The organism is Streptomyces sp. NPDC051109 (genome assembly GCF_044455885.1).
Classification (GTDB): domain Bacteria; phylum Actinomycetota; class Actinomycetes; order Streptomycetales; family Streptomycetaceae; genus Streptomyces.
Genome location: NZ_JBITFF010000009.1, coordinates 36,410 through 59,910 on the forward strand (window position 1 = coordinate 36,410; position 23,501 = coordinate 59,910).

22 protein-coding genes and 1 riboswitch are annotated in these 23,501 nt (G+C 72.9%); of the genes, 19 read left to right on the forward strand and 3 right to left on the reverse strand.

Annotation, left to right across the window (positions count from 1 at the left end; translation table 11 throughout):
- Window positions 1–4 precede the first annotated feature (4 nt).
- The 11 genes from ACIBAD_RS18355 to ACIBAD_RS18405 all read left to right on the forward strand — a co-directional run bounded on the left by ACIBAD_RS18355 (window position 5) and on the right by ACIBAD_RS18405 (window position 12,795).
- On the forward strand, window positions 5–886 hold the full coding sequence (locus tag ACIBAD_RS18355; RefSeq protein ID WP_398907852.1) for a glycosyltransferase family 2 protein: 882 nt from the start codon (window positions 5–7) through the stop codon (window positions 884–886).
- A 130-nt stretch (window positions 887–1,016) separates the two neighbouring features.
- Window positions 1,017–1,952, forward strand: a complete 936-nt coding sequence (locus ACIBAD_RS18360; RefSeq protein WP_134069772.1) for an ABC transporter permease — start codon at window positions 1,017–1,019, stop codon at window positions 1,950–1,952.
- The gene (locus ACIBAD_RS18365; protein ID WP_134069770.1) at window positions 1,945–2,727 is read left to right on the forward strand and encodes an ABC transporter ATP-binding protein; all 783 of its coding nucleotides are present in this window, start codon (window positions 1,945–1,947) and stop codon (window positions 2,725–2,727) included. Before ACIBAD_RS18360 ends, ACIBAD_RS18365 begins: the two co-directional genes overlap by 8 nt.
- Window positions 2,728–3,061: 334 nt before the next feature.
- Window positions 3,062–3,997, forward strand: coding sequence for a squalene synthase HpnC (gene hpnC, locus ACIBAD_RS18370; RefSeq protein WP_398907853.1), 936 nt, complete (start codon window positions 3,062–3,064; stop codon window positions 3,995–3,997).
- Entirely contained in the window at window positions 3,994–4,965 is a 972-nt protein-coding gene (hpnD, locus tag ACIBAD_RS18375) for a presqualene diphosphate synthase HpnD (RefSeq protein WP_398907689.1), read from the forward strand. The genes hpnC and hpnD overlap by 4 nt, the downstream gene beginning before the upstream one ends.
- A gap of 109 nt (window positions 4,966–5,074) precedes the next feature.
- Complete coding sequence (hpnE, locus tag ACIBAD_RS18380; protein WP_134069766.1) at window positions 5,075–6,454, forward strand: hydroxysqualene dehydroxylase HpnE; 1,380 nt, start codon at window positions 5,075–5,077, stop codon at window positions 6,452–6,454.
- A gap of 50 nt (window positions 6,455–6,504) precedes the next feature.
- Complete coding sequence (locus ACIBAD_RS18385) at window positions 6,505–7,605, forward strand: polyprenyl synthetase family protein (RefSeq protein ID WP_398907690.1); 1,101 nt, start codon at window positions 6,505–6,507, stop codon at window positions 7,603–7,605.
- Window positions 7,606–7,722: 117 nt separating this feature from the next.
- A complete protein-coding gene (gene shc / locus ACIBAD_RS18390) occupies window positions 7,723–9,693 on the forward strand; it encodes a squalene--hopene cyclase (protein WP_398907691.1) in 1,971 nt (656 codons plus the stop codon).
- On the forward strand, window positions 9,693–10,382 hold the full coding sequence (locus ACIBAD_RS18395; protein ID WP_134069761.1) for a 1-hydroxy-2-methyl-2-butenyl 4-diphosphate reductase: 690 nt from the start codon (window positions 9,693–9,695) through the stop codon (window positions 10,380–10,382). Before shc ends, ACIBAD_RS18395 begins: the two co-directional genes overlap by 1 nt.
- A gap of 5 nt (window positions 10,383–10,387) precedes the next feature.
- Window positions 10,388–11,416, forward strand: coding sequence for an adenosyl-hopene transferase HpnH (gene hpnH / locus ACIBAD_RS18400; RefSeq protein WP_134069759.1), 1,029 nt, complete (start codon window positions 10,388–10,390; stop codon window positions 11,414–11,416).
- Window positions 11,413–12,795 carry an aspartate aminotransferase family protein gene (locus ACIBAD_RS18405; protein ID WP_398907692.1) on the forward strand — a complete coding sequence of 461 codons (1,383 nt, stop codon included), beginning with the start codon at window positions 11,413–11,415 and terminating at the stop codon, window positions 12,793–12,795. Before hpnH ends, ACIBAD_RS18405 begins: the two co-directional genes overlap by 4 nt.
- A 29-nt stretch (window positions 12,796–12,824) precedes the next feature.
- Here the strand turns inward: ACIBAD_RS18405 and ACIBAD_RS18410 are convergent, their stop codons facing one another.
- Window positions 12,825–13,643 carry a tyrosine-protein phosphatase gene (locus tag ACIBAD_RS18410; protein WP_134069755.1) on the reverse strand — a complete coding sequence of 273 codons (819 nt, stop codon included), beginning with the start codon at window positions 13,641–13,643 and terminating at the stop codon, window positions 12,825–12,827.
- Between the two features lie 278 nt (window positions 13,644–13,921).
- Window positions 13,922–14,130, forward strand: a riboswitch (cyclic di-AMP (ydaO/yuaA leader).
- Window positions 14,131–14,134: 4 nt separating this feature from the next.
- On the opposite strand from ACIBAD_RS18410, the gene ACIBAD_RS18415 reads away from it, so the two are divergent.
- From ACIBAD_RS18415 to ACIBAD_RS18450, 8 genes are all read left to right on the forward strand, one after another.
- The gene (locus ACIBAD_RS18415) at window positions 14,135–15,145 is read left to right on the forward strand and encodes a peptidoglycan DD-metalloendopeptidase family protein (RefSeq protein WP_398907693.1); all 1,011 of its coding nucleotides are present in this window, start codon (window positions 14,135–14,137) and stop codon (window positions 15,143–15,145) included.
- Between the two features lie 164 nt (window positions 15,146–15,309).
- Window positions 15,310–16,095, forward strand: a complete 786-nt coding sequence (locus ACIBAD_RS18420) for an SGNH/GDSL hydrolase family protein (RefSeq protein ID WP_132759517.1) — start codon at window positions 15,310–15,312, stop codon at window positions 16,093–16,095.
- A gap of 176 nt (window positions 16,096–16,271) precedes the next feature.
- Window positions 16,272–17,471 (forward strand): MBL fold metallo-hydrolase, encoded by a 1,200-nt coding sequence (locus ACIBAD_RS18425; protein ID WP_398907694.1) that lies wholly within the window; start codon window positions 16,272–16,274, stop codon window positions 17,469–17,471.
- 241 nt (window positions 17,472–17,712) lie between these two features.
- On the forward strand, window positions 17,713–19,629 hold the full coding sequence (locus ACIBAD_RS18430; protein ID WP_398907695.1) for a sensor histidine kinase: 1,917 nt from the start codon (window positions 17,713–17,715) through the stop codon (window positions 19,627–19,629).
- Window positions 19,630–19,664: 35 nt separating this feature from the next.
- Window positions 19,665–20,093: a roadblock/LC7 domain-containing protein gene (locus ACIBAD_RS18435; RefSeq protein ID WP_134074290.1), complete on the forward strand. Its 429-nt coding sequence runs from the start codon at window positions 19,665–19,667 to the stop codon at window positions 20,091–20,093.
- 23 nt (window positions 20,094–20,116) lie between these two features.
- Complete coding sequence (locus ACIBAD_RS18440; RefSeq protein ID WP_134074289.1) at window positions 20,117–20,506, forward strand: DUF742 domain-containing protein; 390 nt, start codon at window positions 20,117–20,119, stop codon at window positions 20,504–20,506.
- Entirely contained in the window at window positions 20,484–21,116 is a 633-nt protein-coding gene (locus tag ACIBAD_RS18445) for an ATP/GTP-binding protein (protein WP_134069747.1), read from the forward strand. Before ACIBAD_RS18440 ends, ACIBAD_RS18445 begins: the two co-directional genes overlap by 23 nt.
- Complete coding sequence (locus ACIBAD_RS18450) at window positions 21,113–21,664, forward strand: GAF domain-containing protein (RefSeq protein WP_030159755.1); 552 nt, start codon at window positions 21,113–21,115, stop codon at window positions 21,662–21,664. The genes ACIBAD_RS18445 and ACIBAD_RS18450 overlap by 4 nt, the downstream gene beginning before the upstream one ends.
- Window positions 21,665–21,784: 120 nt before the next feature.
- On the opposite strand, the gene ACIBAD_RS18455 is transcribed toward ACIBAD_RS18450, so the two are convergent.
- Window positions 21,785–22,684, reverse strand: coding sequence for a transketolase family protein (locus ACIBAD_RS18455; RefSeq protein ID WP_398907854.1), 900 nt, complete (start codon window positions 22,682–22,684; stop codon window positions 21,785–21,787).
- Window positions 22,685–22,704: 20 nt separating this feature from the next.
- Window positions 22,705–23,406, reverse strand: coding sequence for a transketolase (locus ACIBAD_RS18460; RefSeq protein WP_134069743.1), 702 nt, complete (start codon window positions 23,404–23,406; stop codon window positions 22,705–22,707).
- Between the last annotated feature and the right edge of the window lie 95 nt (window positions 23,407–23,501).

The window sequence follows — 23,501 nt, forward strand, 5'->3', positions numbered from 1 at the left end:
GGCGATGCGGCTGGGCGCCGTGATCATCACGATGGGCAACCGCCCGGACGAGCTCAAGGCCCTCCTCGACTCGGTGGCCCGCCAGGAGGGCGACCCGGTCGAGGTCGTCGTCGTGGGACAGGGCGTCCGGCTCACCGGGCTGGAGGGTGCGCTGCCGGGTCTGCGCACCGTCGAGCTGCCCGAGAACCTGGGCATCCCCGGCGGCCGCAACGTCGGCATCGAGGCCTTCGGCCCCGGCGGCAGCGAGGTCGACGTCCTGCTGTTCCTCGACGACGACGGGCTGCTGGAGCGCACCGACACCGCCGAGCTGTGCCGGCAGGCCTTCGCCGAGGACCCCCGGCTCGGGATCGTCAGCTTCCGGATCGCGGATCCGGAGTCCGGTGAGACCCAGCGCCGGCACGTGCCCCGGTTGCGCGCCTCGGACCCGATGCGCTCCTCCCGCGTGACCACCTTCCTGGGCGGCGCCAATGCCGTCCGCACGTCGGTGTTCCAGCAGGTCGGAGCATTGCCGGGGGAGTTCTTCTACGCGCACGAGGAGACCGATCTGGCCTGGCGGGCGCTCGACGCAGGGTGGCTGATCGACTACCGGGCGGACATGGTGCTCCTGCACCCGGCGACCGCCCCCTCCCGGCACGCCGTCTATCACCGTATGGTTGCCCGTAACCGGGTGTGGCTCGCCCGCCGTAACCTGCCCGCCCCGCTGGTCCCGGTCTACCTGGGCGTCTGGCTCCTGCTGACGCTCCTGCGCAGACCCTCGGCACCGGCGCTCAAGGCCTGGTTCGGTGGGTTCAAAGAGGGATGGACCACCCCCTGCGGTCCCCGGCGCCCCATGAAGTGGCGTACGGTCTGGCGGCTGACCCGGCTGGGCCGACCGCCTGTCATCTGACACGCTCGGGTCTGAGAACATGACGCGGTCACGGAACACACGTGATCACGCACCATGCATGTTCACGGGCCGAGCGCCCCAGGCCCGATGCCACCTTCTGCCGCATCTTGAAGACGGAAAGTTTCAACTTGTGAGTGACACAACCCAGGATGGCGCCCTCGCCACGAGCAAGCCGCCGTCCGAAGACGCGGGGCTGAGCCCCGCGGAGCTCGCCAGGAAGTACGGCCTGTCCGTCAGCGGTGCCCGGCCGACCCTGGCCCAGTACGTGCGGCAGCTCTGGGACAGGCGCCACTTCATCATGGCGTTCTCCCGGGCGAAGCTGATGGCCCAGTACAGCGAGGCGAGGCTCGGCCAGATCTGGCAGGTGGCGACCCCGCTGCTCAACGCGCTGGTGTACTACCTGATCTTCGGCCTGATCATGAACGCGGGCCGGGGCATGGAGAAGGGGGTCTACATCCCCTTCCTGGTGACGGGCATCTTCGTCTTCACCTTCACCCAGAGCTCGCTGATGGCGGGAGTCCGGGCCATCCCCGGCAACCTCGGCCTGGTCCGCGCCCTGCACTTCCCGCGCGCCTCCCTGCCGATCTCCTTCTCGATGCAGCAGCTCCAGCAGCTGCTGTACTCGATGATCGTCGTGGTGGTCGTCACGGTCGCGTTCGGCAACTACCCGAAGCTGTCCTGGCTGCTGGTCATCCCGACGCTGGCGCTCCAGTTCGTCTTCAACACCGGCCTCGCGCTGATCTTCGGGCGGATGGGCTCCAAGACCCCCGACCTCGCGCAGCTCATGCCGTTCCTCACGCGTACGTGGATGTACGCCTCGGGCGTCATGTTCTCGATCAACGGGGCGCTCAAGGAGAGGGACGTGCCCTCGTGGGTTTCGGACGTCCTCCAGTGGAACCCGGCGGCGATCTACATGGACCTGGTCCGGTACGCGCTGATCGACGACTACGGCCGGCACAACCTGCCGCCGCACGTCTGGGCCTTCGCCGTCGGCTGGGCCGTCGTGATCGGCCTCGGCGGTTTCGTGTACTTCTGGAAGGCTGAGGAGCGTTACGGCCGTGGCTGAGAACTACCGGGGCAACGTCCCCACCGTCATCGCCGACGACGTGCACATCGTCTACCGCGTCAACACCGGCAGCTCCGGCAAGGGCAGTGCCACCGCCGCGCTGAGCAAGATAATGCGCCGGGGCAAGGGCGATGCGCCGGGCGTCCGAAGGGTCCACGCCGTGCGCGGCGTCTCCTTCACGGCGTACCGCGGCGAGGCCATCGGCGTCATCGGCTCCAACGGCTCCGGCAAGTCCACCCTGCTGCGTGCCATCGCCGGTCTGCTGCCGTGCGAGTCCGGCAAGGTCTACACGGACGGCCAGCCCTCGCTGCTGGGTGTCAACGCCGCACTGATGAACGACCTCACCGGTGAGCGCAACGTGGTCCTCGGCGGTCTCGCGATGGGAATGAGCCGCGAGCAGATCCGGGAGCGCTACGACGACATCGTCGACTTCTCGGGCATCAACGACAAGGGCGATTTCATCTCCCTTCCGATGCGCACGTACTCGTCCGGTATGGCGGCGCGCCTGCGCTTTTCCATTGCCGCGGCCAAGGACCACGACGTCCTGATGATCGACGAGGCCCTGGCCACCGGTGACCGCAAGTTCCAGGTGCGTTCCGAGGAGCGCATCCGCGAACTGCGCAAGCACGCCGGTACCGTTTTCCTGGTGAGCCACAACAACAAGTCCATCCGCGACACCTGCAGCCGCGTGCTGTGGCTGGAGAAGGGTGAGCTCCTGATGGACGGGCCCACGGAGGAAGTCGTCTCGGCCTACGAGAAGGCGACCAGCGCCTGACTCCGGTCTTCGCCGGCCCCCGTCGCTCCGAGCGGCGGGGGCTTCGGCATGTCGGCCGACATTCGGTGGCGGAGTGAATACCCGAGAGGCTGCCGCGGCGTTGTACAGCGTAAGCTGGAGCAGTCCTGAATCACGCCAGAGGGGACGATTCCCCGCAGGTGAACGGCCTGGGGTACCCCGGGGAAAGTCCGGCGGCGTGTCCGAAATAGGATGTATTGGGTCGGCAGTGTAGAACGGGAGACGTGACGGCAATGGCTACGGGAATTCTCCGGCCCCCAGGCATTACGGCCGTCCCCCGCGCGGGCGGCGGGCGGTGACCCCCGGGCACGACGGTATCCGGCCACGCCGGGACGCGGCCCCCACATCCCCCGACGCCCGAGCCCACGCGTACGCCACCCTCGGCAAGGCGCGCTCGGAGAACTTCCCCGTCGCCCCGTCCTTCCTCCCGCGCGCCTGGCGCCACGGCCTCATGGCGGTGTACGGGTACGCCCGCCTGGTCGACGACATCGGCGACGGCGACCTCGCGCCCGGCGGACACGACGCCGTTCTCCTCGGCCTCGACCCGGCCGCGGCGGACGACCCGCTCACCATGCTCGACGCGTTGGAGGCCGATCTCCACCGCATCTTCGGCAGCCCGGGCGGCCCGCCCCGCCACCCCCTCCTGCAGGCGCTCCGGCCCGTGGTCCGCGCCCACGGCCTCACCCCCGAGCCCTTCCTCGGGCTCATCGAGGCCAACCGCCAGGACCAGCGCGTCACGCGCTACGAGACGTACGGCGACCTCCTCGCGTACTGCGAGCTGTCCGCGAACCCCGTCGGCCGCCTCGTGCTGTCCCTCACCGGCACCAGCACCCCCGAGCGGATCCGCCGCTCCGACGCCGTCTGCACCGCCCTGCAGATCGTCGAACACGTACAAGACGTCACGGAGGACCTCGTCCGCGACCGGATCTACCTCCCGGCCGAGGACATGCGCCGCTTCCACGTGGCCGAAACCGACCTCAAGGCCCACCGCGCCGGCGCGTCCGTGCGCTCCCTGGTCGCGTTCGAGGCGGAACGCGCCCGGGACCTCCTGGCTGAAGGCACCCCGCTCGTGGGGAGCGTGCACGGCAGACTCCGGCTGCTGCTCGCGGGCTTCGTGGGAGGAGGCCGTGCCGCCCTGCGAGCCGTCACCGCCGCCGGCTTCGACGTACTTCCCGGCCCGCCCAAGCCCACCAGGAGCGGCCTGCTCCGCGAGGTGGCCGCCGTCCTGCGCACAGCGCCGAGAAAGGGGTGAGCCCGACCGTGGAGGGTTCCGCACACACGTCCGCACCGTCCGCAGCGGTCCTGGCGGCGTACAGCTACTGCGAGGCCGTCACCGGTTCCCAGGCGCGCAACTTCGCGTACGGCATCCGGCTGCTGCCCTCCGACAAGCGGCAGGCGATGTCCGCGCTGTACGCCTTCTCCCGGCGCGTCGACGACATCGGCGACGGCACGCTCACCCCCGGGGCCAAGTTCGTCCGGCTGGAGGAGACCCGCGCCCTCCTCGGCCGGATCCGGGCCGAGGACATCGACGAGGACGACACCGACCCGGTCGCCGTCGCCCTCGCCCACGCCGCCCGCCGCTTCCCGATCCCGCTCGGCGGCCTCGACGAGCTCATCGACGGAGTCCTCATGGACGTCCGCGGCGAGACCTACGAGACCTGGGACGACCTCAAGGCCTACTGCCGCTGCGTGGCGGGAGCCATCGGGCGCCTCTCCCTCGGCGTGTTCGGCACCGTGCACACCGGCGGCCTCGGCGCCGCCGACGCGGCACGGGCCGGCGAGTACGCCGACACCCTCGGCCTCGCCCTGCAGCTCACCAACATCCTGCGCGACGTCCGTGAGGACGCCGCCAACGGACGCACCTACCTGCCGGCCGAGGACCTCGCCAAGTTCGGCTGCTCGGACGGGTTCGCGAGCGAGCGGATGCCCGCCGGGGCCGACTTCGCCGGGCTCGTCCACCACGAAGTCCGGCGCGCCCGCGCCCTGTTCGTCGAGGGCTACCGGCTGCTGCCCATGCTCGACCGGCGCAGCGGCGCCTGCGTCGCCGCCATGGCCGGCATCTACCGGCGCCTGCTCGACCGCATCGAGCGCGAGCCCGAGGCCGTGCTCCGCGGCCGCGTCTCGCTGCCCCCGCACGAGAAGGCGTACGTCGCGGTGCGCGGCCTGTCCGGCCTCGACGCCCGTACCATCTCCCGCCAGAGCACGCGGAGGCGCGCGTGATCCGGCCGACACCCCCGCCCGCCGCGTCCGCCGCGGCGGACGCAACCCCCTTCCGCGCGGCCGCGTCCCTCCAGGCGGGCACCGCAGGCCACGCCGACGGGGAGGGCTCATGAACGGCAGCGACGACCGCGCCGTCGTCATCGGCGGCGGGCTCGCCGGAGTGAGCGCCGCGCTCGAACTCGCCGACGCGGGGCTCAAGGTCACCCTGCTCGAAGGCCGCCCCCGGCTCGGCGGGCTCGCCTTCTCCTTCAAGCGCGGCGACCTCACCGTCGACAACGGCCAGCACGTCTACCTGCGCTGCTGCACCGCCTACCGGTGGTTCCTCGACCGCGTCGAGGGCGCCGCCCTCGCCCCCGTCCAGGACCGGCTCGACGTGCCCGTACTCGACGTCGCCCACCCCGCCGGCCCGCGCCTGGGCCGGCTGCGCCGCAGCGCCCTGCCCGTACCCCTGCACCTGGCGGGCTCCCTCGCCCGCTACCCGCACCTCTCGCTCGCCGAGCGGGCGAGCGTCGGCCGCGCCGCCCTCGCGCTGCGCCGGCTCGACCCCGCCGACCCGGCGCTGGACGGCCTGGACTTCGCGACCTGGCTCGGCCGCTACGGCCAGAGCCCGCGCGCCATCGAGGCCCTGTGGGACCTCGTCGGCATCGCCACCCTCAATGCCACCGCGGGCCAGTGCTCGCTGGGCCTGGCCGCCATGGTCTTCAAGACCGGCCTGCTCTCCGAGAACGGCGCCGCCGACATCGGCTGGGCCACCGTCCCGCTCGGAGACCTGCACGACACCCTCGCCCGCAAGCAGCTCGACGCGGCGGGCGTACGCACCGAACTGCGCACCCGCGTCACCCGCATCTCCCGTGCGCAGGAAGGGAACTGGCGGGTCGACACCGAGGGCGAGTCCCTCGACGCGGGCACCGTCGTCCTCGCCGTCCCGCAGCGCGAGGCGCACGCACTGTTGCCGCCCGGAGCCCTCGCCGACCCGGACAAGCTCCTCGACATCGGCACCGCGCCCATCCTCAACGTACACGTCGTCTACGACCGCAAGGTGCTCAAGCAGCCCTTCTTCGCCGCGCTCGGCTCCCCGGTCCAGTGGGTGTTCGACCGCACCGACGCCTCCGGACTTCCCGACGGCGGCCAGTACCTGGCCCTGTCCCAGTCGGCCGCGCAGGACGACATCGACGAGCCCGTCTCGGTGCTGCGCGCCAAGTACCTGCCCGAGCTGGAACGGCTGCTGCCGGCGGCGCGCGGCGCCAAGGTGCGGGACTTCTTCGTGACCCGGGAGCGGACCGCCACGTTCGCCCCCACCCCCGGCGTCGGCCGGCTGCGCCCCCGGGCGCGGACCGACACGCCGGGCCTCTACCTCGCCGGTGCGTGGACCGCCACCGGTTGGCCCGCGACCATGGAGGGCGCTGTCCGCAGCGGACTGAGCGCGGCGCACGCCGCACTCGCCGCACTCGGCCGCCACCGGGAGCACCCCCTGCAGGAGGCGGCATGACGACCACCAGCACGACCGCAGCAGCACGTACAGGACACAGAGGAGAGCCAGTGAACCCGGGGAATCCGGCTGTCGAGAACACGGACGCCGGCAACGGCGCAGCCGGAGGGGGCGCCGAGAAGGCGGACACGCTCGCGCTCCTGGAGCGCGGCCGCGCGCTGTCGACCCCCGTGCTCCGAGCCGCGGTCGACCGGCTCGCGGCGCCCATGGACACCGTCGCCGCGTACCACTTCGGCTGGATCGACGCCCAGGGCAACGCGGCGGACGGCGACGGCGGCAAGGCCGTGCGCCCCGCCCTCGCGCTGCTCTCCGCCGAGGCCGCGGGGGCCGCGGCCGAGGTCGGCATCCCGGGCGCCGTGGCCGTCGAGCTCGTCCACAACTTCTCGCTGCTCCACGACGACCTGATGGACGGCGACGAGCAGCGCCGGCACCGCGACACGGTGTGGAAGGTGCACGGCCCGGCGCTGGCGATCCTGGTCGGCGACGCGCTGTTCGCCCTCGCCAACGAGGTCCTGCTGGAACTCGGCACCGTCGAGGCCGGCCGCGCCGCGCGCCGCCTGACCACCGCCAGCCGCAAGCTCATCGACGGGCAGGCCCAGGACATCTCCTACGAGCACCGCGAGCGCGTCAGCGTCGAGGAGTGCCTGGAGATGGAGGGCAACAAGACCGGCGCCCTGCTCGCCTGCGCGGTCTCCATCGGCGCCGTGCTCGGCGGCGCGGACGACCCTACGGCCGACAAGCTGGAAGAGTACGGCTACCACCTCGGCCTCGCCTTCCAGGCCGTCGACGACCTCCTCGGCATCTGGGGCGACCCGGACGCCACCGGCAAGCAGACCTGGAGCGACCTGCGCCAGCGCAAGAAGTCCCTGCCGGTCGTCGCCGCCCTCGCGGCGGGCGGGCCCGCCTGCGAGGAACTCGCCGAGCTGCTCGCCGCCGACGCCAAGAGCAACGACTTCGAGAACTTCTCGGAGGAGGAGTTCGCGGCGCGCGCCGCGCTCATCGAGGCCGCGGGCGGGCGCGAGTGGACCGCCGAGGAGGCGCGCCGCCAGCACGCCATCGCCATCCGCGCCCTCGACGACGTGGACATGCCGCAGCGGGTGCGCGAACAGCTCGTCGCCCTCGCCGACTTCGTCGTCGTGCGCAAGAGGTGACCGCCACCCGAGCAGGGATATGACTCGCGAGTCGCCGGCCGGCGCCGCCTGACAGCAGCGCCCGGCCGACGGCATACCCCAGCACAGCAGAGGACCACTGCCACGTAAGGGGAAGCCATGACAGCGACGACCGACGGTGCCGGTACCCCCGGCGCCGATCCGGCTGACACCGCGCCCGCTCCCGGGCCCCCCGCACTGCGGGGGGCCCGGGAGGCCGCCGCGCGGGCCACCCGGTACCTGCTGGCCCGCCAGGACGCGGCCGGCTGGTGGAAGGGCGACCTGGAGACCAACGTCACCATGGACGCCGAGGACCTGCTGCTCCGGCAGTTCCTCGGGATCCGGGACGAGGCCACCACGCAGGCCGCCGCCCTCTTCATCCGGGGCGAACAGGGCACGGACGGCACCTGGGCCACCTTCCACGGCGGGCCGCCCGAACTCTCCGCCACCATCGAGGCGTACGTCGCCCTGCGGCTCGCCGGCGACGAGCCCGACGCCCCGCACATGGCCCGCGCCTCGGCCTGGATCCGGGCCCACGGGGGGATCGCCGCCGCCCGCGTCTTCACCCGGATCTGGCTGGCCCTCTTCGGCTGGTGGAGCTGGGACCACCTGCCCGAACTCCCGCCCGAGCTGGTCTTCCTGCCGCCCTGGGTGCCGCTGAACATCTACGACTTCGGCTGCTGGGCCCGCCAGACCATCGTCCCGCTGACCGTGGTCTCCGCGAAGCGGCCCGTCCGCCCGGCCCCGTTCGCCCTCGACGAGCTGCACACCGACGCGCGGCGCCCGTACCCCGCTGCCAACCGTCCTGCTCCGCTGGTCAGTTGGGAGGGCGCCTTCCAGCGGATGGACAAGGTCCTGCACGCCTACCGCAGGTTCGCACCGCGCCGGCTGCGCAAGGCCGCCATGGACACCGCCGCCCGCTGGATCATCGAGCGGCAGGAGAACGACGGCTGCTGGGGCGGGATCCAGCCGCCCGCCGTGTACTCCGTCATCGCCCTGCACCTGCTCGGGTACGACCTCGGCCACCCGGTGATGCGGGCCGGGCTGGAGTCCCTGGACCGGTTCGCGGTGTGGCGCGAGGACGGCGCCCGGATGATCGAGGCCTGCCAGTCCCCGGTCTGGGACACCTGCCTCGCCGCCATCGCCCTGGCCGACGCGGGCCTGGCGCCCGACCACCCGGCCCTGGTGAAGGCCGCCGACTGGATGCTCGGCGAGGAGATCGTCCGCACCGGCGACTGGGCCGTGCGCCGCCCCGGACTCGCCCCGGGAGGCTGGGCGTTCGAGTTCCACAACGACACCTACCCCGACATCGACGACACCGCGGAGGTGGTGCTCGCGCTGCGCCGGATCAAGCACCCGGAGCCGGCCCGGGTCGAGGCGGCCATCGCCCGCGGGGTGTCCTGGAACCTCGGGATGCAGTCGAAGAACGGCGCCTGGGGCGCCTTCGACGCCGACAACACCAGCCCCTTCCCGAACCGGCTGCCGTTCTGCGACTTCGGCGAGGTCATCGACCCGCCGTCGGCCGACGTCACCGCCCACGTGGTGGAGATGCTCGCCGTCGAGGGCAAGGCGGCCGACCCGCGGACCCGGCGCGGCATCGCCTGGCTGCTCGCCGAACAGGAGCCCACCGGCGCCTGGTTCGGCCGCTGGGGCACCAACTACGTGTACGGGACCGGATCGGTGGTCCCGGCCCTGACGGCCGCGGGCCTGGCTCCGGCGCACCCCGCGATCCGGCGGGCCGTGCGCTGGCTGGAATCCGTACAGAACGAGGACGGCGGATGGGGCGAGGACCAGCGCTCGTACAAGGACCCGGAGTGGGCCGGGAAGGGCGCTTCGACCCCCTCGCAGACGGCGTGGGCGCTGATGGCCCTGCTCTCGGCGGGGGAGCGGGACGGCAAGGCCGTCGAGCGCGGCATCGCGCACCTGGTGGAGACCCAGCGCGGGGACGGCTCCTGGGACGAGCCGTACTTCACCGGCACCGGCTTCCCGTGGGACTTCTCCATCAACTACCACCTGTACCGGCAGGTGTTCCCGCTCACCGCGCTCGGCCGCTACCTGTACGGGGAACCCTTCGCGCCCGGGGAGGCCTGATGGCCGGCGCCGCCCGGGCCGACGGCCCGGCACCGTCCGAGCAGCCCGCACCGCTGCTGGTCGCCTGCGCGCTGCGCATCGAGCAGGCGGCCCTGCGCAGCGGCGGCGGCCGCGGCGCCGCCCGACCCGAACCGGGGTACGCCCTGTTGCGCACGGGCATGGGCCCGCGCGCCGCCGAGCGGGCCGTCGGCCGGGCGCTCGCCGAGCCCGGGCTGCGCCGGGCCCCCGTCCTCGCCACCGGGTTCTGCGCCGGGCTGGTCCCCGGCATGAGCCCCGGCGACCTGGTCGTCGCCGAGGAGACCCGGGATCCGCGGGGCACCGTCGCGTGCGCCGGCACCGCCCTGCTCGCCGAGGCACTGGCCCGGGCCGCTCCGGGCCGGACCGTGCACACCGGCGCACTGACCGGATCCGACCACGTCGTCCGCGGCCAGGAGCGCGCCGAACTGCGCGCCACCGGCGCCATCGCGGTGGACATGGAGTCCGCGGCCACCCTGTGGACGGCCACCCGGGCCGCCGCAGATGGCCGGAACCGTCCGGTTGCGGCCGTCCGGGTGATCGTGGACGCTCCGGAGCATGAGCTCGTCCGCATCGGCACGCTCCGCGGAGGAATATCGGCCTTCCGCGTATTGCGTGCCGTACTGCCCGCGTTTTATGACTGGCACCGTTCTTTGCTGCTCCCCAGGAGGTGAGCCAGATGGCCATGCCGCTGCGACAGTCCATCAGGGTCGGGACGTATCTTCTCGAACAGAAGCTCCGCAAGCGTGAGAAGTTCCCGCTGATCGTCGAGCTGGAACCGCTCTACGCCTGCAATCTGGCGTGCGAGGGGTGCGGGAAGATCCAGCACCCGGCGGGCGTGCTCAAGCAGCGCATGCCGGTGGCCCAGGCGGTCGGTGCCGTCCTGGAGTCCGGCGCGCCGATGGTGTCCATCGCGGGTGGTGAGCCCTTGATGCACCCGCAGATCGACGAGATCGTCCGACAGCTGGTGGCGAAGCGGAAGTACGTGTTCCTGTGCACCAACGCGATGCTGCTGCGCAAGAAGATCGAGAAGTTCACCCCGTCCCCGTACTTCGCCTTCGCGGTGCACATCGACGGACTGCGCGAGCGCCACGACGAGTCGGTGGCCAAGGAAGGCGTATTCGACGAGGCGGTCGCCGCCATCAAGGAGGCGAAGAGGCGCGGGTTCCGGGTCACCACCAACTCCACCTTCTTCAACACCGACACCCCGCAGACGATCATCGAGGTGCTCAACTACCTCAATGACGACCTCAAGGTCGACGAAATGATGATCTCGCCCGCCTACGCCTACGAAAAGGCACCCGACCAGGAGCACTTCCTGGGCGTCGAACAGACCCGGGAACTCTTCAAGAAGACCTTCGCGGGCGGGAACCGGCGGCGCTGGCGGCTCAACCACTCCCCGCTGTTCCTCGACTTCCTGGAGGGCAAGGCGGATTTCCCGTGCACCGCCTGGGCCATTCCGAATTACACCCTCTTCGGCTGGCAGCGGCCCTGCTACCTGATGAGCGACGGGTACGTGCCCACCTACCGGGAGCTGATCGAGGAAACCGACTGGAGCAAGTACGGCCGCGGGAAGGACCCGCGCTGCGCGAACTGCATGGCGCACTGCGGCTACGAGCCCACCGCCGTCCTCGCCACCATGGGCTCCCTCAAGGAATCCCTGCGCGCCGCCCGCGAGACGATCTCGGGGAACCGGGAGAAGCAGTGACCGGCTTCGACCTCCGCGCCCTGCTGGACGAGCGGGGCGGGGAACGGTACGAGCTCCACGCGCGCCACCTCAACCACCAGCTGCCCCGGATGCTGCACACGATCGGCTTCGACAAGGTCTACGTACGGGCCGAGGGCGCGCACTTCTGGGACGCCGAGGGCAACGACTACCTGGACATGCTGGCCGGGTTCGGGGTGATGGGCCTGGGCCGGCACCACCCGGTGGTCCGCCGGGCCCTGCACGACGTCCTGGACGCGCAGCTCGCCGACCTGACCCGCTTCGACTGCCAGCCGCTGCCCGGGCTGCTGGCGGAGAAGCTGCTCTCGTACAGCCCGCACCTGGACCGGGTCTTCTTCGGCAACAGCGGCACCGAGGCGGTGGAGACGGCCCTGAAGTTCGCCCGGTACGCCACGGGACGGACGAGGGTCCTCTACTGCGACCACGCCTTCCACGGCCTGACCACGGGCTCGCTCTCGGTCAACGGGGAGGGCGGGTTCCGCGACGGCTTCGCACCGCTGCTGCCCGATACGAAGATCGCCCTCGGGGACCTGGCCGCCCTGGAGCGGGAGCTGAAGCGGGGCGACGTCGCCGCCTTCGTCGTCGAACCGGTCCAGGGCAAGGGCGTGCTCGCGGCCCCGCCCGGATTCCTGCGGGCGGCGCAGGAGCTGCTCCACCGGCACAAGGCCCTGCTGATCGCGGACGAGGTGCAGACGGGTCTCGGCCGGACCGGTGATTTCTACGCGTACCAGCACGAGCCGGGCGTGGAGCCGGACCTGGTGTGCGTGGCCAAGGCCCTTTCGGGCGGTTACGTGCCGGTGGGCGCGACCCTGGGCAAGGACTGGATCTTCAAGAAGGTCTACTCGTCCATGGACCGGGTGCTCGTGCACTCCGCCAGCTTCGGCTCCAACGCGCAGGCGATGGCGGCCGGGCTCGCGGTGCTCTCCGTCATGGAGGACGAGTCGGTGGTCGCGAACGCCCGCGCGACGGGCGACCTGCTGCGCGGGCGGCTCGCCGCGCTCGTGGACGAGTACGAGCTGCTCCACGAGGTGCGCGGGCGCGGCCTGATGATCGGGATCGAGTTCGGGCGGCCGTCCTCGCTCGGGCTGCGCAGCCGGTGGACCATGCTCCAGGCCGCCCGCAAGGGGCTCTTCGCGCAGATGGTCGTGGTGCCGCTGCTGCAGAAGCACCGGATCCTGACGCAGGTGTCGGGCGACCACCTGGAGGTCATCAAGCTGATCCCGCCGCTGATCGTGGACGAGGGGGACGTCGACCGGTTCGTCGGAGCCTTCCGCGAGGTCATGGACGAGGCGCACGGCGGGGGCGCCCTGATGTGGGACTTCGGCAGGACGCTGGTGAAGCAGGCCGTCGGCGGCGGCTGACGGCCTGCTCCTGCTCACGGCGGCCGGGCTCAGTCGAGCAGCCGGTCCCGCAGCCGGTCGAGGGTCTCGGGCGCGAGTCCGAGGCCCTCGGCGAGGTACCGGTCGACCCCGCCCCAGTGCTCGTCGATGGCGTCGAAGGCGGCCGTCAGGTACTCGGCCCGGGCGTCGAAGAGCGGCGAGAGCAACTCCATCACCTCGGGGGAGCGGGCCTCGGGCGCATCGCTGCCGCGGCGCACCCGGTAGCGGCGGTGCGGGGCGTTGGACTCCAGGTAGTCCGCCACGATCGCCTCGCGCTCGACGCCCAGCGCGAGCAGGGTGACGGCGATCGCCAGGCCGGCCCGGTCCTTGCCGGCCGCGCAGTGCATGAGCGCCGGAACGCTCTCCTCGGCGAGGGCGTGCACGACCCGGCTGTGCTCGGCGGTGCGGTTCTCGATCATCGAGCGGTACGACGTGGCCATCCGGTCGGCGGCCCTCCCCCCGCCGAGGAGTCCGCGGAGCTGTTCGATGCCGCCGTCGCGGACCATCTTCCAGAACTCCTTGCCGTCGGCCGGATCCGACAGCGGGATGTTGACGTTCCGTACGCCGGGGAGCTCGACGTCTGGCCCCTCCAGGGCGTGGTCGGCGTCGTTGCGGAAGTCGAAGACGGTGTGCAGGCCGAGCGATGCGAGGAATTCTGCATCGGTTTCGGTGGCATGTGCCAGATGTCCGCTACGGAACAGTATTCCCGGCTTGACCCTCCGGCCGTCGGTGGTCGGGAGGCCGCCCACGTCACGGAAGTTGCGCACCCCCGCGAGTTCGGGCTCCGGTACGGGCTCCGTCCGCGGGGGCCGGGGTATCTGCTGGGTCACGGGAACTCCTCCGCGTCGTCGCGATCTGTCCGAATTACACTACTTGGGGCCAACTTGCCATAACCGGAGGCGAGATCGGGCGCGGCCCCGTGAGCCAGATCATACGGTGACCGTGAGTGCCTGATCGTCGAAGCCGAATGGCCCGGCCGGGGCGGTTGTTGGCGCCGGGGAATGGACGCAGGGTGACCGGAATTCCGGCGGATTCCCGCTTCTGTGAATCCGTCAGGAAATTCGTGGCTTGTTCGGTGCGGCTCAACTCGATTACCTTCGCGATCGATCCGGATGGACCGCCGAATCCTGCCGCCGTCCGGAAACCGCACCCGACTATTCACGCGCGCGGCAGGAGCGGGGGAACCAGGTAGGCCGCTGTTCCCGATCATTCGCATCGGAGCAGCTCGGGGTGAAGCCGTTCATGTTCTGTTCATGCACGGCCGGACATCTCCAGTCCGAACCCGACAGCTCACCTCGCAGGCGACGGAGAGGAATTCGCCATGCCTGCAAAGGGTAAGCACCGACGTCCCAAGTCCCGTTCCGTGGCGCGCGGCTTCGCCGTCGCGGGCACCGGCGGTGCGGCCCTCGCGCTGCCGCTGCTGGGTGCCGCCGGCGCCCACGCGGCCGGCGCTCCGGCCGCCGCACCCGCTGCGGCTCCCGTGCAGGCCCCGCAGTTGCCGGCGGCCCTCCAGGCCGCGCCCGCCGCTGCCGAGCAGGGCTCCCCGGCCACTTCGGCCGTCTACACGGTCGTGCCGGGGGACTACCTCTCCAAGATCGCCCAGGACCGCCACCTCTCGGGCGGCTGGCAGCAGCTGTACGCCGACAACCGCGAGGCCGTCGGCGCCGACCCCTCGCTGATCCACCCCGGGCTGAAGCTGGCCCTCGGCGTGAAGGGCGGGGACGCCCCGGCTCCCGCGGAGAAGGCGGCCCCGGCCCCGGCGAAGAAGTCCTCGGACTCCGCCCCGGCCTCCGCCTCGGACGCCGAGGGCTCCGCGGCCGCCGCTCCGGCCCCCGCCGCTCCGGCCCCCGCCGCGCCCGCGCCCGCGCCCGCGCCCGCCAAGAAGAGCGCCGCCGCCAAGTCCGCCGCCGGCACGGTCAGCGCCGCCGGCTTCGTCGCCCCCGTCGGCGGTGGCGGGATCTCCACCCAGTACAAGACCCCCGGCGCCATGTGGTCCAGCGGTTACCACACCGGTGTCGACTTCATCGCGAGCTCGGGCACCACCGTCCGCGCCGTCGGCGCGGGCACCGTGGTCTCCGCCGGCTGGGGCGGCGCGTACGGCAACGAGGTCGTCATCCGTCACGCCGACGGCAAGTACTCCCAGTACGGCCACCTCTCCCAGCTCTCCGTCTCGGTCGGCCAGAGCGTCACCGGCGGCCAGACCATCGGCCTCTCCGGCTCCACCGGCAACTCGACCGGCCCGCACCTGCACTTCGAGATCCGCACCGGGCCGTCCTACGGCTCGGACATCGACCCGCTCGCCTACCTCCGCTCGAAGGGCGTGAGCATCTGACGGCTCGCCGTCGGAGAGGCAGCCGGACACGTGGGGCCGGGACCCGAGGGGGGTCCCGGCCCCACGCGCTGTTATTCCGTACCGACCGGGTGGTATAGATCACGGTCCGTCAACCCCTGCCTACGGTGGCGTAGGTCACGTGCCGGGGTGAAGGATGTGTTCTCGTGGCAGCGACGAAGACGACACTCAAGACCATCGGCTCGTACGCGGCGATCGGGGACAGCTTCACCGAGGGTGTGGGGGACCCGGGGCCCGGGGGGACCTTTCTCGGCTGGGCGGACCGGCTGGCCGTACTCCTGGCCGATCAGCGCGAGGAAAACGAATTCCGGTACGCGAACCTGGCCGTGCGGGGGCGCCTCCTCGACCAGATCGTGGCCGAACAGGTCCCCCGGGCCAAGGAGCTCGCACCCGACCTGGTGAGCTTCTGCGCGGGCGGCAACGACATCATCCGGCCCGGCAGCGACCCGGACGACGCGGCGGAGCGGTTCGAGGCGGCGGTCGCCGACCTCACCGGGGCCGTCGGCCAGGTCATGATCACCACGGGCTTCGACACCCGGGGCGTTCCGGTCCTCAAGCACCTGCGGGGCAAGATCGCGACGTACAACGCGCACGTGCGCGCCATCGCAGACCGCTACGACTGCCCGGTGCTCGACCTCTGGTCCCTGAAGTCCGTGCAGGACCGCCGGGCTTGGGACGACGACCGGCTGCACCTGTCGCCCGAGGGGCACACCCGGGTCGCGCTGCGCGCCGCCCAGGTGCTGGGGCTGGAGGTGCCGACCGACCCCGACCAGCCGTGGCCGCCGCAGCAGCCGCGCGGCTCGGTGGACGTGACCCGGGACAACATCCAGTGGGCGCGGGAGTATCTGGTGCCCTGGATCGGGCGGCGGCTGCGCGGGGAGTCCTCCGGGGACCACGTGGAGGCGAAGCGTCCGGACCTGCTGCCGCTGTAGAAGGCGGGGCGGGCGCGGGGGAAGGGGACGCAAGGGCCGCGGAGGGGGCGGGAGGAGCGGGAGCGAGGACGCAGGCGCGCGGCGGAATCCTTCGGGGCCGGTGCGCGTTGGCAAGGTGGTAGACCGGTACTCCGTACTGCCTCACGCCCATCCGCCCCACCCTCCCAGGAGGCGCTTTGACCGGCTCCCGTCCCCTGCGTCCCCGGCTGCGCGCCCTGCGGCCCGAAGCCTTCGGCGCGGATCCGTCCGGTGCCCGCCTGGAGCGGATCCGGCGCTCGCCGAACTTCGCCGACGGCGTCTTCCAGAACCCGGTCGGGGCCCGGACCAGGCCCTCCGGCTCCATGACGGAGTTCGCCAAGATCTACTTCCACAAGGAGCAGCGGACCCGGCGCAACCCGGGCGCGCCGATCCCGGTGTACCCGACGACGCTCGCCGAGCTGGCGAAGCCGCCGGTGAGCGGCTTGCGCCTGACCTGGATGGGGCACTCGGGCGTGCTCGCGGAGATCGACGGGCGGCGGGTGCTGTTCGACCCGGTGTGGGGTGAGCGGTGCTCCCCGTTCCCGTTCGCCGGGCCCAAGCGCCTGCACCCCGTCCCCGTACCGCTGGCCTCGCTGGGGCCGGTCGACGCCGTGGTGATCTCGCACGACCACTACGACCACCTCGACCTGCCGACCATCAAGGAGCTGGCCGGGACGGACACGGTCTTCGCCGTGCCGCTCGGCGTCGGCGCCCACCTGGAGCGCTGGGGGGTGTCGCCGAACCGGCTGCGCGAGCTCGACTGGAACGAGGCCACCGAGATCGCGGGGCTCTCCCTGACGGCGACCCCGGCACGGCACTTCTGCGGGCGCGGCCTGCGCAACCAGCAGAACACCCTGTGGGCCTCGTGGGTGGTCGCGGGCGACGAGCACCGGATCTTCCACAGCGGCGACACCGGGTACTTCCCCGGGTTCGCGGAGATCGGCGCCGCGCACGGCCCCTTCGACGCCACCATGATCCAGATCGGTGCGTACTCGGAGTACTGGCCCGACATCCACATGACCCCCGAGGAGGGCATGCAGGCCCACCTCGACCTCCAGGGCGGGATCCCGCACGGCACCATGCTGCCGATCCACTGGGGCACCTTCAACCTGGCGCTGCACCCGTGGGACGAGCCCGGCGAGGGCACCATGGCCGCCGCCGAGGCCACCGGGGCGGCGATCGCGCTGCCGATCCCGGGCCAGCCGTTCGAGCCGGGCGACGCGGGCGCCCCGAGCGAGCCGTGGTGGCGCCCGTTCGTGGCCTCGGCCACGCCCGTCCCGGCGACGCCGTCCCGCCCGGTCGCGACCGCCCGGCCCTCGGCCGCGGCGCACGAGGAACCGGAGGCCGTCGGCTCGTAGGGGGTTGTTTCCGCGGATGGGGGGTGCGCGTCCCGTACGGTCCTCGCGAACGTGCGCCCCCCGGCGGATTCGGGCTGCCGTACGAGCGCTCCATCGGGAGCGGGAAGCACCCCGGCGAAGTTCCCCAACTGGCTGTCAGCGGCGGGATCCTGCGGTCTAGCGTGGGTATCCGGTGATCAACACCGTGATCCACACCGGGCCCCGGAACCCTGGGGGCCCGGGCCCCACGTAGAGGACGCCGATGTCCGGACTCCGCGCCGCCCGCCACGCCCCGTCGAGACACTCCGTCACCGGTCCCGGCCGGCAGATACGGCCCCAGCTGGTCCGCGCCGCTCTGCTGCCCACGCTCGCCGCCGCGCTCAGCGGCGCCGCCGCGGTGATCTTCACGCTGCAGCTCGGCGGGGGCGCGGGGGAGCGGGACGCCCGGCTCTGGCCGGTCCTCGCGGGCTGCGCGCTGCTCGTCATCGGCGCGCTGGCCGCCGCCCTGCTCGGAGCCCAGCGCTCGGCCAAGGCCGTCCGGGACCGCTGCGAGGCACTGCGCCGCTCCAGTGTGCGCGGACGCCAGGAGCTGCGCACCGCCGCCGAGCGGCTGGAACGGGGCGAGCCGCCGGTCCGCCCGGTCCGCGGCGGACCGACGGCGCCGCCGCCCGGGACCGACCCGGACCGCGTCGACGAGTTCTGGCTGCTCTCCCAGGAGCTGCGCGGCGCCCGCGAACACGCGCACACGACCCTCGTACGGCTGGCCGGCCCGGCCGCGCCGTCCGACAGCGACCGCAAGGTCGAGGTCTTCGTCAACCTCGCGCGCCGCCTCCAGTCCCTCGTGCACCGGGAGATCTCGCTGCTCGACGAGCTGGAGGACACGGTCGAGGACCCCGACCTCCTCAAGGAGCTCTTCCACGTCGACCACCTCGCCACCCGGATCCGCCGCCACGCCGAGAACCTGGCCGTGCTCGGCGGCGCCGCCTCCCGGCGCCAGTGGACCCGGCCCATCGACCTGAGCGAGGTGCTGCGCTCCTCCGTCGCGGAGGTCGAGCAGTACACGCGGGTCAAGGTGGTGCCCCCGGCGTGCGGCACCGTACGGGGCCACGCCGTCGCCGACGTCGTGCACCTGCTGGCCGAACTGGTCGAGAACGCCACGGTGTTCTCCGCCCCCGACACCGACGTGGTGGTGCGCGCCGAGCGGGTCACCGCGGGCATCGCCGTCGAGGTGGAGGACCGCGGGCTGGGCCTGCCGGCCGCGGAGCAGCACCGGATGAACGCCCTGCTCGTCGACCCCGACCAGATCAGCGTCCGGCACCTGCTGGCGGACGGACGGATCGGCCTGTTCGTGGTGTCGGCTCTGGCCCGGCGGCACGGGATCGCCGTCGAGCTCAAGTCCAACATCTACGGCGGGGTGCTCGCGGTGCTGGTGCTGCCGCAGGAGCTGCTGGGGGCGGAGGCGCCGAGCGCCGCAGATGCGCTCGGGGGCTCCCGGGCCACGTCGTGGGGGACCGGTGACGGGGGCGCCGGCATGCCTCCGCTGGAGCCCGTACGGGTGGCGGTGCCGCAGCCGCAGCCGCAGCCGCAGCCGCAGCCGAGGCCGAGGCCGGAACCACCGCTCCGACGGGAGCCGGAGCCGGCGGCACCGACCTGGGCGGCGCCGTCCGCGCCGCACCCGCGGACGCGTGTGCGGCCGCCGGAGCCGAGGGAGGTGCCGGACGTCGAGACGACCCTGGACCTGGGCCTCGACCTGGGGCTGGACGTGATCCCGCCGGGCCGGGCGCCGGCCGTGAGCCCGGGCGCGGGACCGGCCGTACGGCCGGCCGCGAGGCCCGTCGTACGGGAGCCGGCGCATCCGGCGCCCGTGCCCGCCGCCACGCCCGTGCCCGCCGCCACGCCCGTGCCCGCCGCCACGCCCGCGCCCGCGCCCGCGCCCGCTTTCGCGCCCGCGCCGGTGGCCCCGCCGGCCATGGCGGTGGTCTCCGTACCGGCCGCCCGCACGGATCCCGACCGGCCGCCGCTGCCCCGGCGCCGGGCCCAGCACCACCTCGTCCCGCAGCTGCGGGACGCCCCCGCCCCGCGGCCGGCCGACACACCCGAACAACCCGTGCACGACCCGGGCCTGATGGCCGCCTTCCAACGGGGCTTCGGCCTCGCCCAGTCGGAGAACCAGCTATGACCCCGACCTCTCACCTCAGCAAGGAGCGCACCACCATGGGCGGCGAAGCGGCGACGAAGACCAGCCGGCTCTCGGACCTCGACTGGCTGCTCAGCGGCCTGGTCCAGCGGGTCCCCTACACGCGCAGCGCGGTCCTCCTCACCGCCGACGGCCTCGTCACGTGCGTCCACGGCCTCGACAAAGACAGCGCCGACCACCTGGCGGCCCTGGCCTCCGGGCTGTACTCGCTCGGGCGGAGCGCCGGATCCCGGTTCGGGGACGGCGCGGAGGTCCGTCAGGTGGTGGTCGAGCTCGACACCGCGCTCGTGTTCGTGTCGGCCGCCGGGGCGGGCACCTGCCTCGCGGTCCTGGCCGACCGGGAGGCCGACGCGGGCGTGCTCGGCTACGAGATGGCGATGCTGGTCAAGAGCGTCCGACCGTACCTGGCGGCCCCGCCGCGGCGGCCCGTCGGCGACCCGGAGTGATGCGCGCCCGCGCCCCGTACGGCATGGGCGCTCCGCGGGACACTCCCTGGCTCGACGATTCGGCGGGCCGGGTGATGCGCCCGTACACCGCCAGCGGCGGGCGGACCCGTCCGGCCGCCGCGCTCGACCTGCTGTCCCTGGTGACCGCGACGGGGGTACGGCCGCGCGGCCCGCTCGGCGCGGAGCACACGCTGGCGCTGCGCCTGTGCGCGGGCTCCGCGGCCGTCACCGTCGCCGAGGTGGCCGGACAGCTGCGGCTGCCGGCGGTGGTGGTGAAGGTGCTGCTGTCCGACCTGATGGAATTCGGGGCCGTCACGGCGCAGGCGCCGCGGTTCCCGGGCGGCGGATACGTCGCCGCCGACGACCAGAACCTGCTCCGGGCGGTGCTCGATGGCCTACGCCGACGACTGTGACACCCGCCTCGCCCCGGCCCTGCCCGCGACGCTGAAGATCCTGGTCGCGGGCGGGTTCGGGGCGGGCAAGACGACCTTCGTGGGCGCGGTGAGCGAGATCGAGCCGCTGTGCACGGAGGAGCTGCTCAGCGGGCTCAGCGAGGAACCCGACCCGCTCGACGGGGTGGAGGCGAAGACGTCGACGACCGTCGCGCTCGACTTCGGCCGGATCACCCTGGACGAGCGGCACGTCCTCTACCTCTTCGGGACGCCGGGGCAGCAGCGCTTCTGGTTCCTGTGGGAGGAGCTGTGCGCGGGCGCGCTCGGCGCGGTGGTGCTCGCGGACACCCGCCGGCTCGCCGACTGCTTCCCGGCGGTGGACTTCTTCGAGCGGCGCGGCATCGGGTTCATCGTCGCCGTCAACGAGTTCGACGAGGGCCACCGCTACACCGCCGCCGAGGTGCGCGAGGCGGTGGGGCTCGGGACGGAGGTGCCCGTCGTACGGTGCGACGCGCGGCTGGCCAGCTCGGGGACCGGGGCGCTGGCCGCCCTGGTCCACCACTTGCTCTTCACGGCGGCGACGGACAAGTCGTCGAAGTCATGGAATCGGGATGGGGGGAAACCGCGATGACGTACTACGAGTCGACCGGACACCTGCTGCTCACGCCGGTGGACCGGGAGGCGCCCGCGCGCGCCGTCCGGCTGCGCGAACTGGGCCTGGGGGAGCGGGCGGACACGGAGCTCGACGCCTTCGCCCGGCAGATCGCCGAGGTCCTGGCGGCCCCGTACGCGGGGGTCAACTTCGTCGGTGAGGAGCGGCAGTTCTTCGCCGGGCTGCACCACGCGCCGGACGCGCCGGCGAGCGGGTACCCGGCGCGGGTGCTGCCCCGGGACCACGGGTACTGCCCGCACGTGGTGGTGCGGCGCCGGGCGCTGGTGCTGGAGGACGTACGGGACTTCGCGCGCTTCGCGGGCAACGCGGTGGTGGACGAGAGCGGGGTCCGCTCGTACGTGGGCGCCCCGCTGATCGACCGGACGGGGGCCGTCCTGGGCACGGTCTGCGCGGTCGACGTGGAACCCCGCCGCTGGGGCCTGAAGGGCCTGGCCACGGCCAAATCGCTGGCGGCGGACCTCCTGGAGATCATCCACGCCCGGGAGGACACCCTGCGCACCGGCTGAGCGGCCGCCCGGGAGCGGTTGCCGGTGGCGGCCGCTACGGCCGCCGGCAGCGGGTCTGCCGATCGCCCGGCTCCCGGCGGCCCCCGGACGCCCCGTCGCGGCCCACCCGGAACCGGCCCGCTAGCGGGGCTGGACGAAGGCGCCGATCCGCTCGCGGAGGGAGTGCGGATCGAGGCCGTGCGCGGCGGTGTGCTCCTCCATCGTGCCGTAGCGGCGGAGCTCGGCGCGGCCGACGCCGAGGCCGAGGACCCGGTGCGGGACGTGCGTCAGGGCCTGGGCGGTGGCGGCCGTGGAGGTGCCGGCCAGGTACGGCTCGACGAGGACGACGTCGGCCCTGCCCCGGCCGACCGCCCCGCGCAGGGCCGCGTCGTCGAAGGGCCGCACGGTGGTGGCGTACAGCACGGTCACGTCCAACCCCTCCGTCGCGGCGAGCACGTTGTCCAGCAGCGGCCCGGCGGCGACGACGACGGCGGCGCCGGGGCCGCCCTCCCGCACGGTCAGGAAGCCCGCGCCGTCCACCGGGCGCGGGGCGGCGTTCGACTGCTGCGAGAGGCGTACGTAGACCTTGTCGTCCCCGGCGGCGTAGGCGTGCCGCAGCAGCGCCTCGGCCTCGTCCGGGTGCCCCGGCACGTGGACGGTCCAGCCGTGGAGGGTGTCCATCAGCGCCACGTCGCCCGGCGCCATGTGCGTGAGCCCGCCGGCCGGCCAGTCGTAGCTGGCGCTCGCGCTGACCAGCACTCCGCCCGTGCCCTGGTGCCCGAAGTCCAGCTTGACCTGCTCGAACGGCCGCTCCACCAGGAAGCTGGCGAACGTGTGCACGATCGGCCTCAGCCCGGTCAGGGCCAGCCCGCCGCCGACCCCGATCAGCAGCTGCTCCCGGATCCCGACGTTGACCACCCGATCCGGATGGCGCTGCCGGGCGGGCCGGAACCCGTCCATGGTGATCTCGGCGAGCACGAGCGCCAGCCGCGGATCCCCGTCGAGCGCGCGCGAAGTGACGGAGACGAAGCGCTCCCTCATGTTGTCCACGACCAACCCCTCTACTGCTTCTTCTCGACACGGGCGATGACGGCGTGGGGCCGGCCCGGATGCGGTGTGGTGAAGGCGGCGTGCAGCGCCGCGTGGTCCCGTCCGTCGACGGTCACCGCCGACCAGCCGGCGGCCTCGAAGCGGGAGGCGATCCCGCCGCGCCAGCCGTGGGTCGCGGAGTCGTTGTCGATCACCACGGTGTGCAGCCGCTCCAGCCCGGCGGCGCCGGCGTAGGCGATGGCCTCGTGGTTGCTGCCCTCGTCGAGCTCCGCGTCCCCGATCAGCACCCACACCGCCGGCTCGTCCAGCCCCTGCGCCCGCAGCCCGAGCGCGCTGCCGACGGCGAGCGGCAGCCCGTGCCCGAGCGAACCGCTGCCGATCTCCACTCCGGGGATCAGCGTGCGGTCCGGGTGGTGCCCGAGGGGCGAGTCGTACGATCCGAAGCCGCGCAGCCAGTCCACCGGGAAGAACCCCTTGGCGGCGAGTACGGCGTAGTACGCCATCGGCCCGTGCCCCTTGGAGAGCAGGAACCGGTCCCGCCCGGCCTCCTCGGCCGCCTCGGGCTCCACGCGCAGCACCCGGTCGTAGAGCACCCACAAAACGTCGAGCGTGGAGTGAGCGGCGGGCGCGTGCTTCTCGGCCCCGGTCATGAGCGCGATGAGCCGGCCCAGATCCTCGTAGCGGAACCCCGTGTCCGCGGTTGCCTGTGTCATGCACTGATCGTGCAACCTCAAGTCCGCTTGAGGTCAAGCCCGCCCCCGGCCCGCGACAGGTGCGCGCGACCACCCCGCGAAGTGCGGTATTGTTC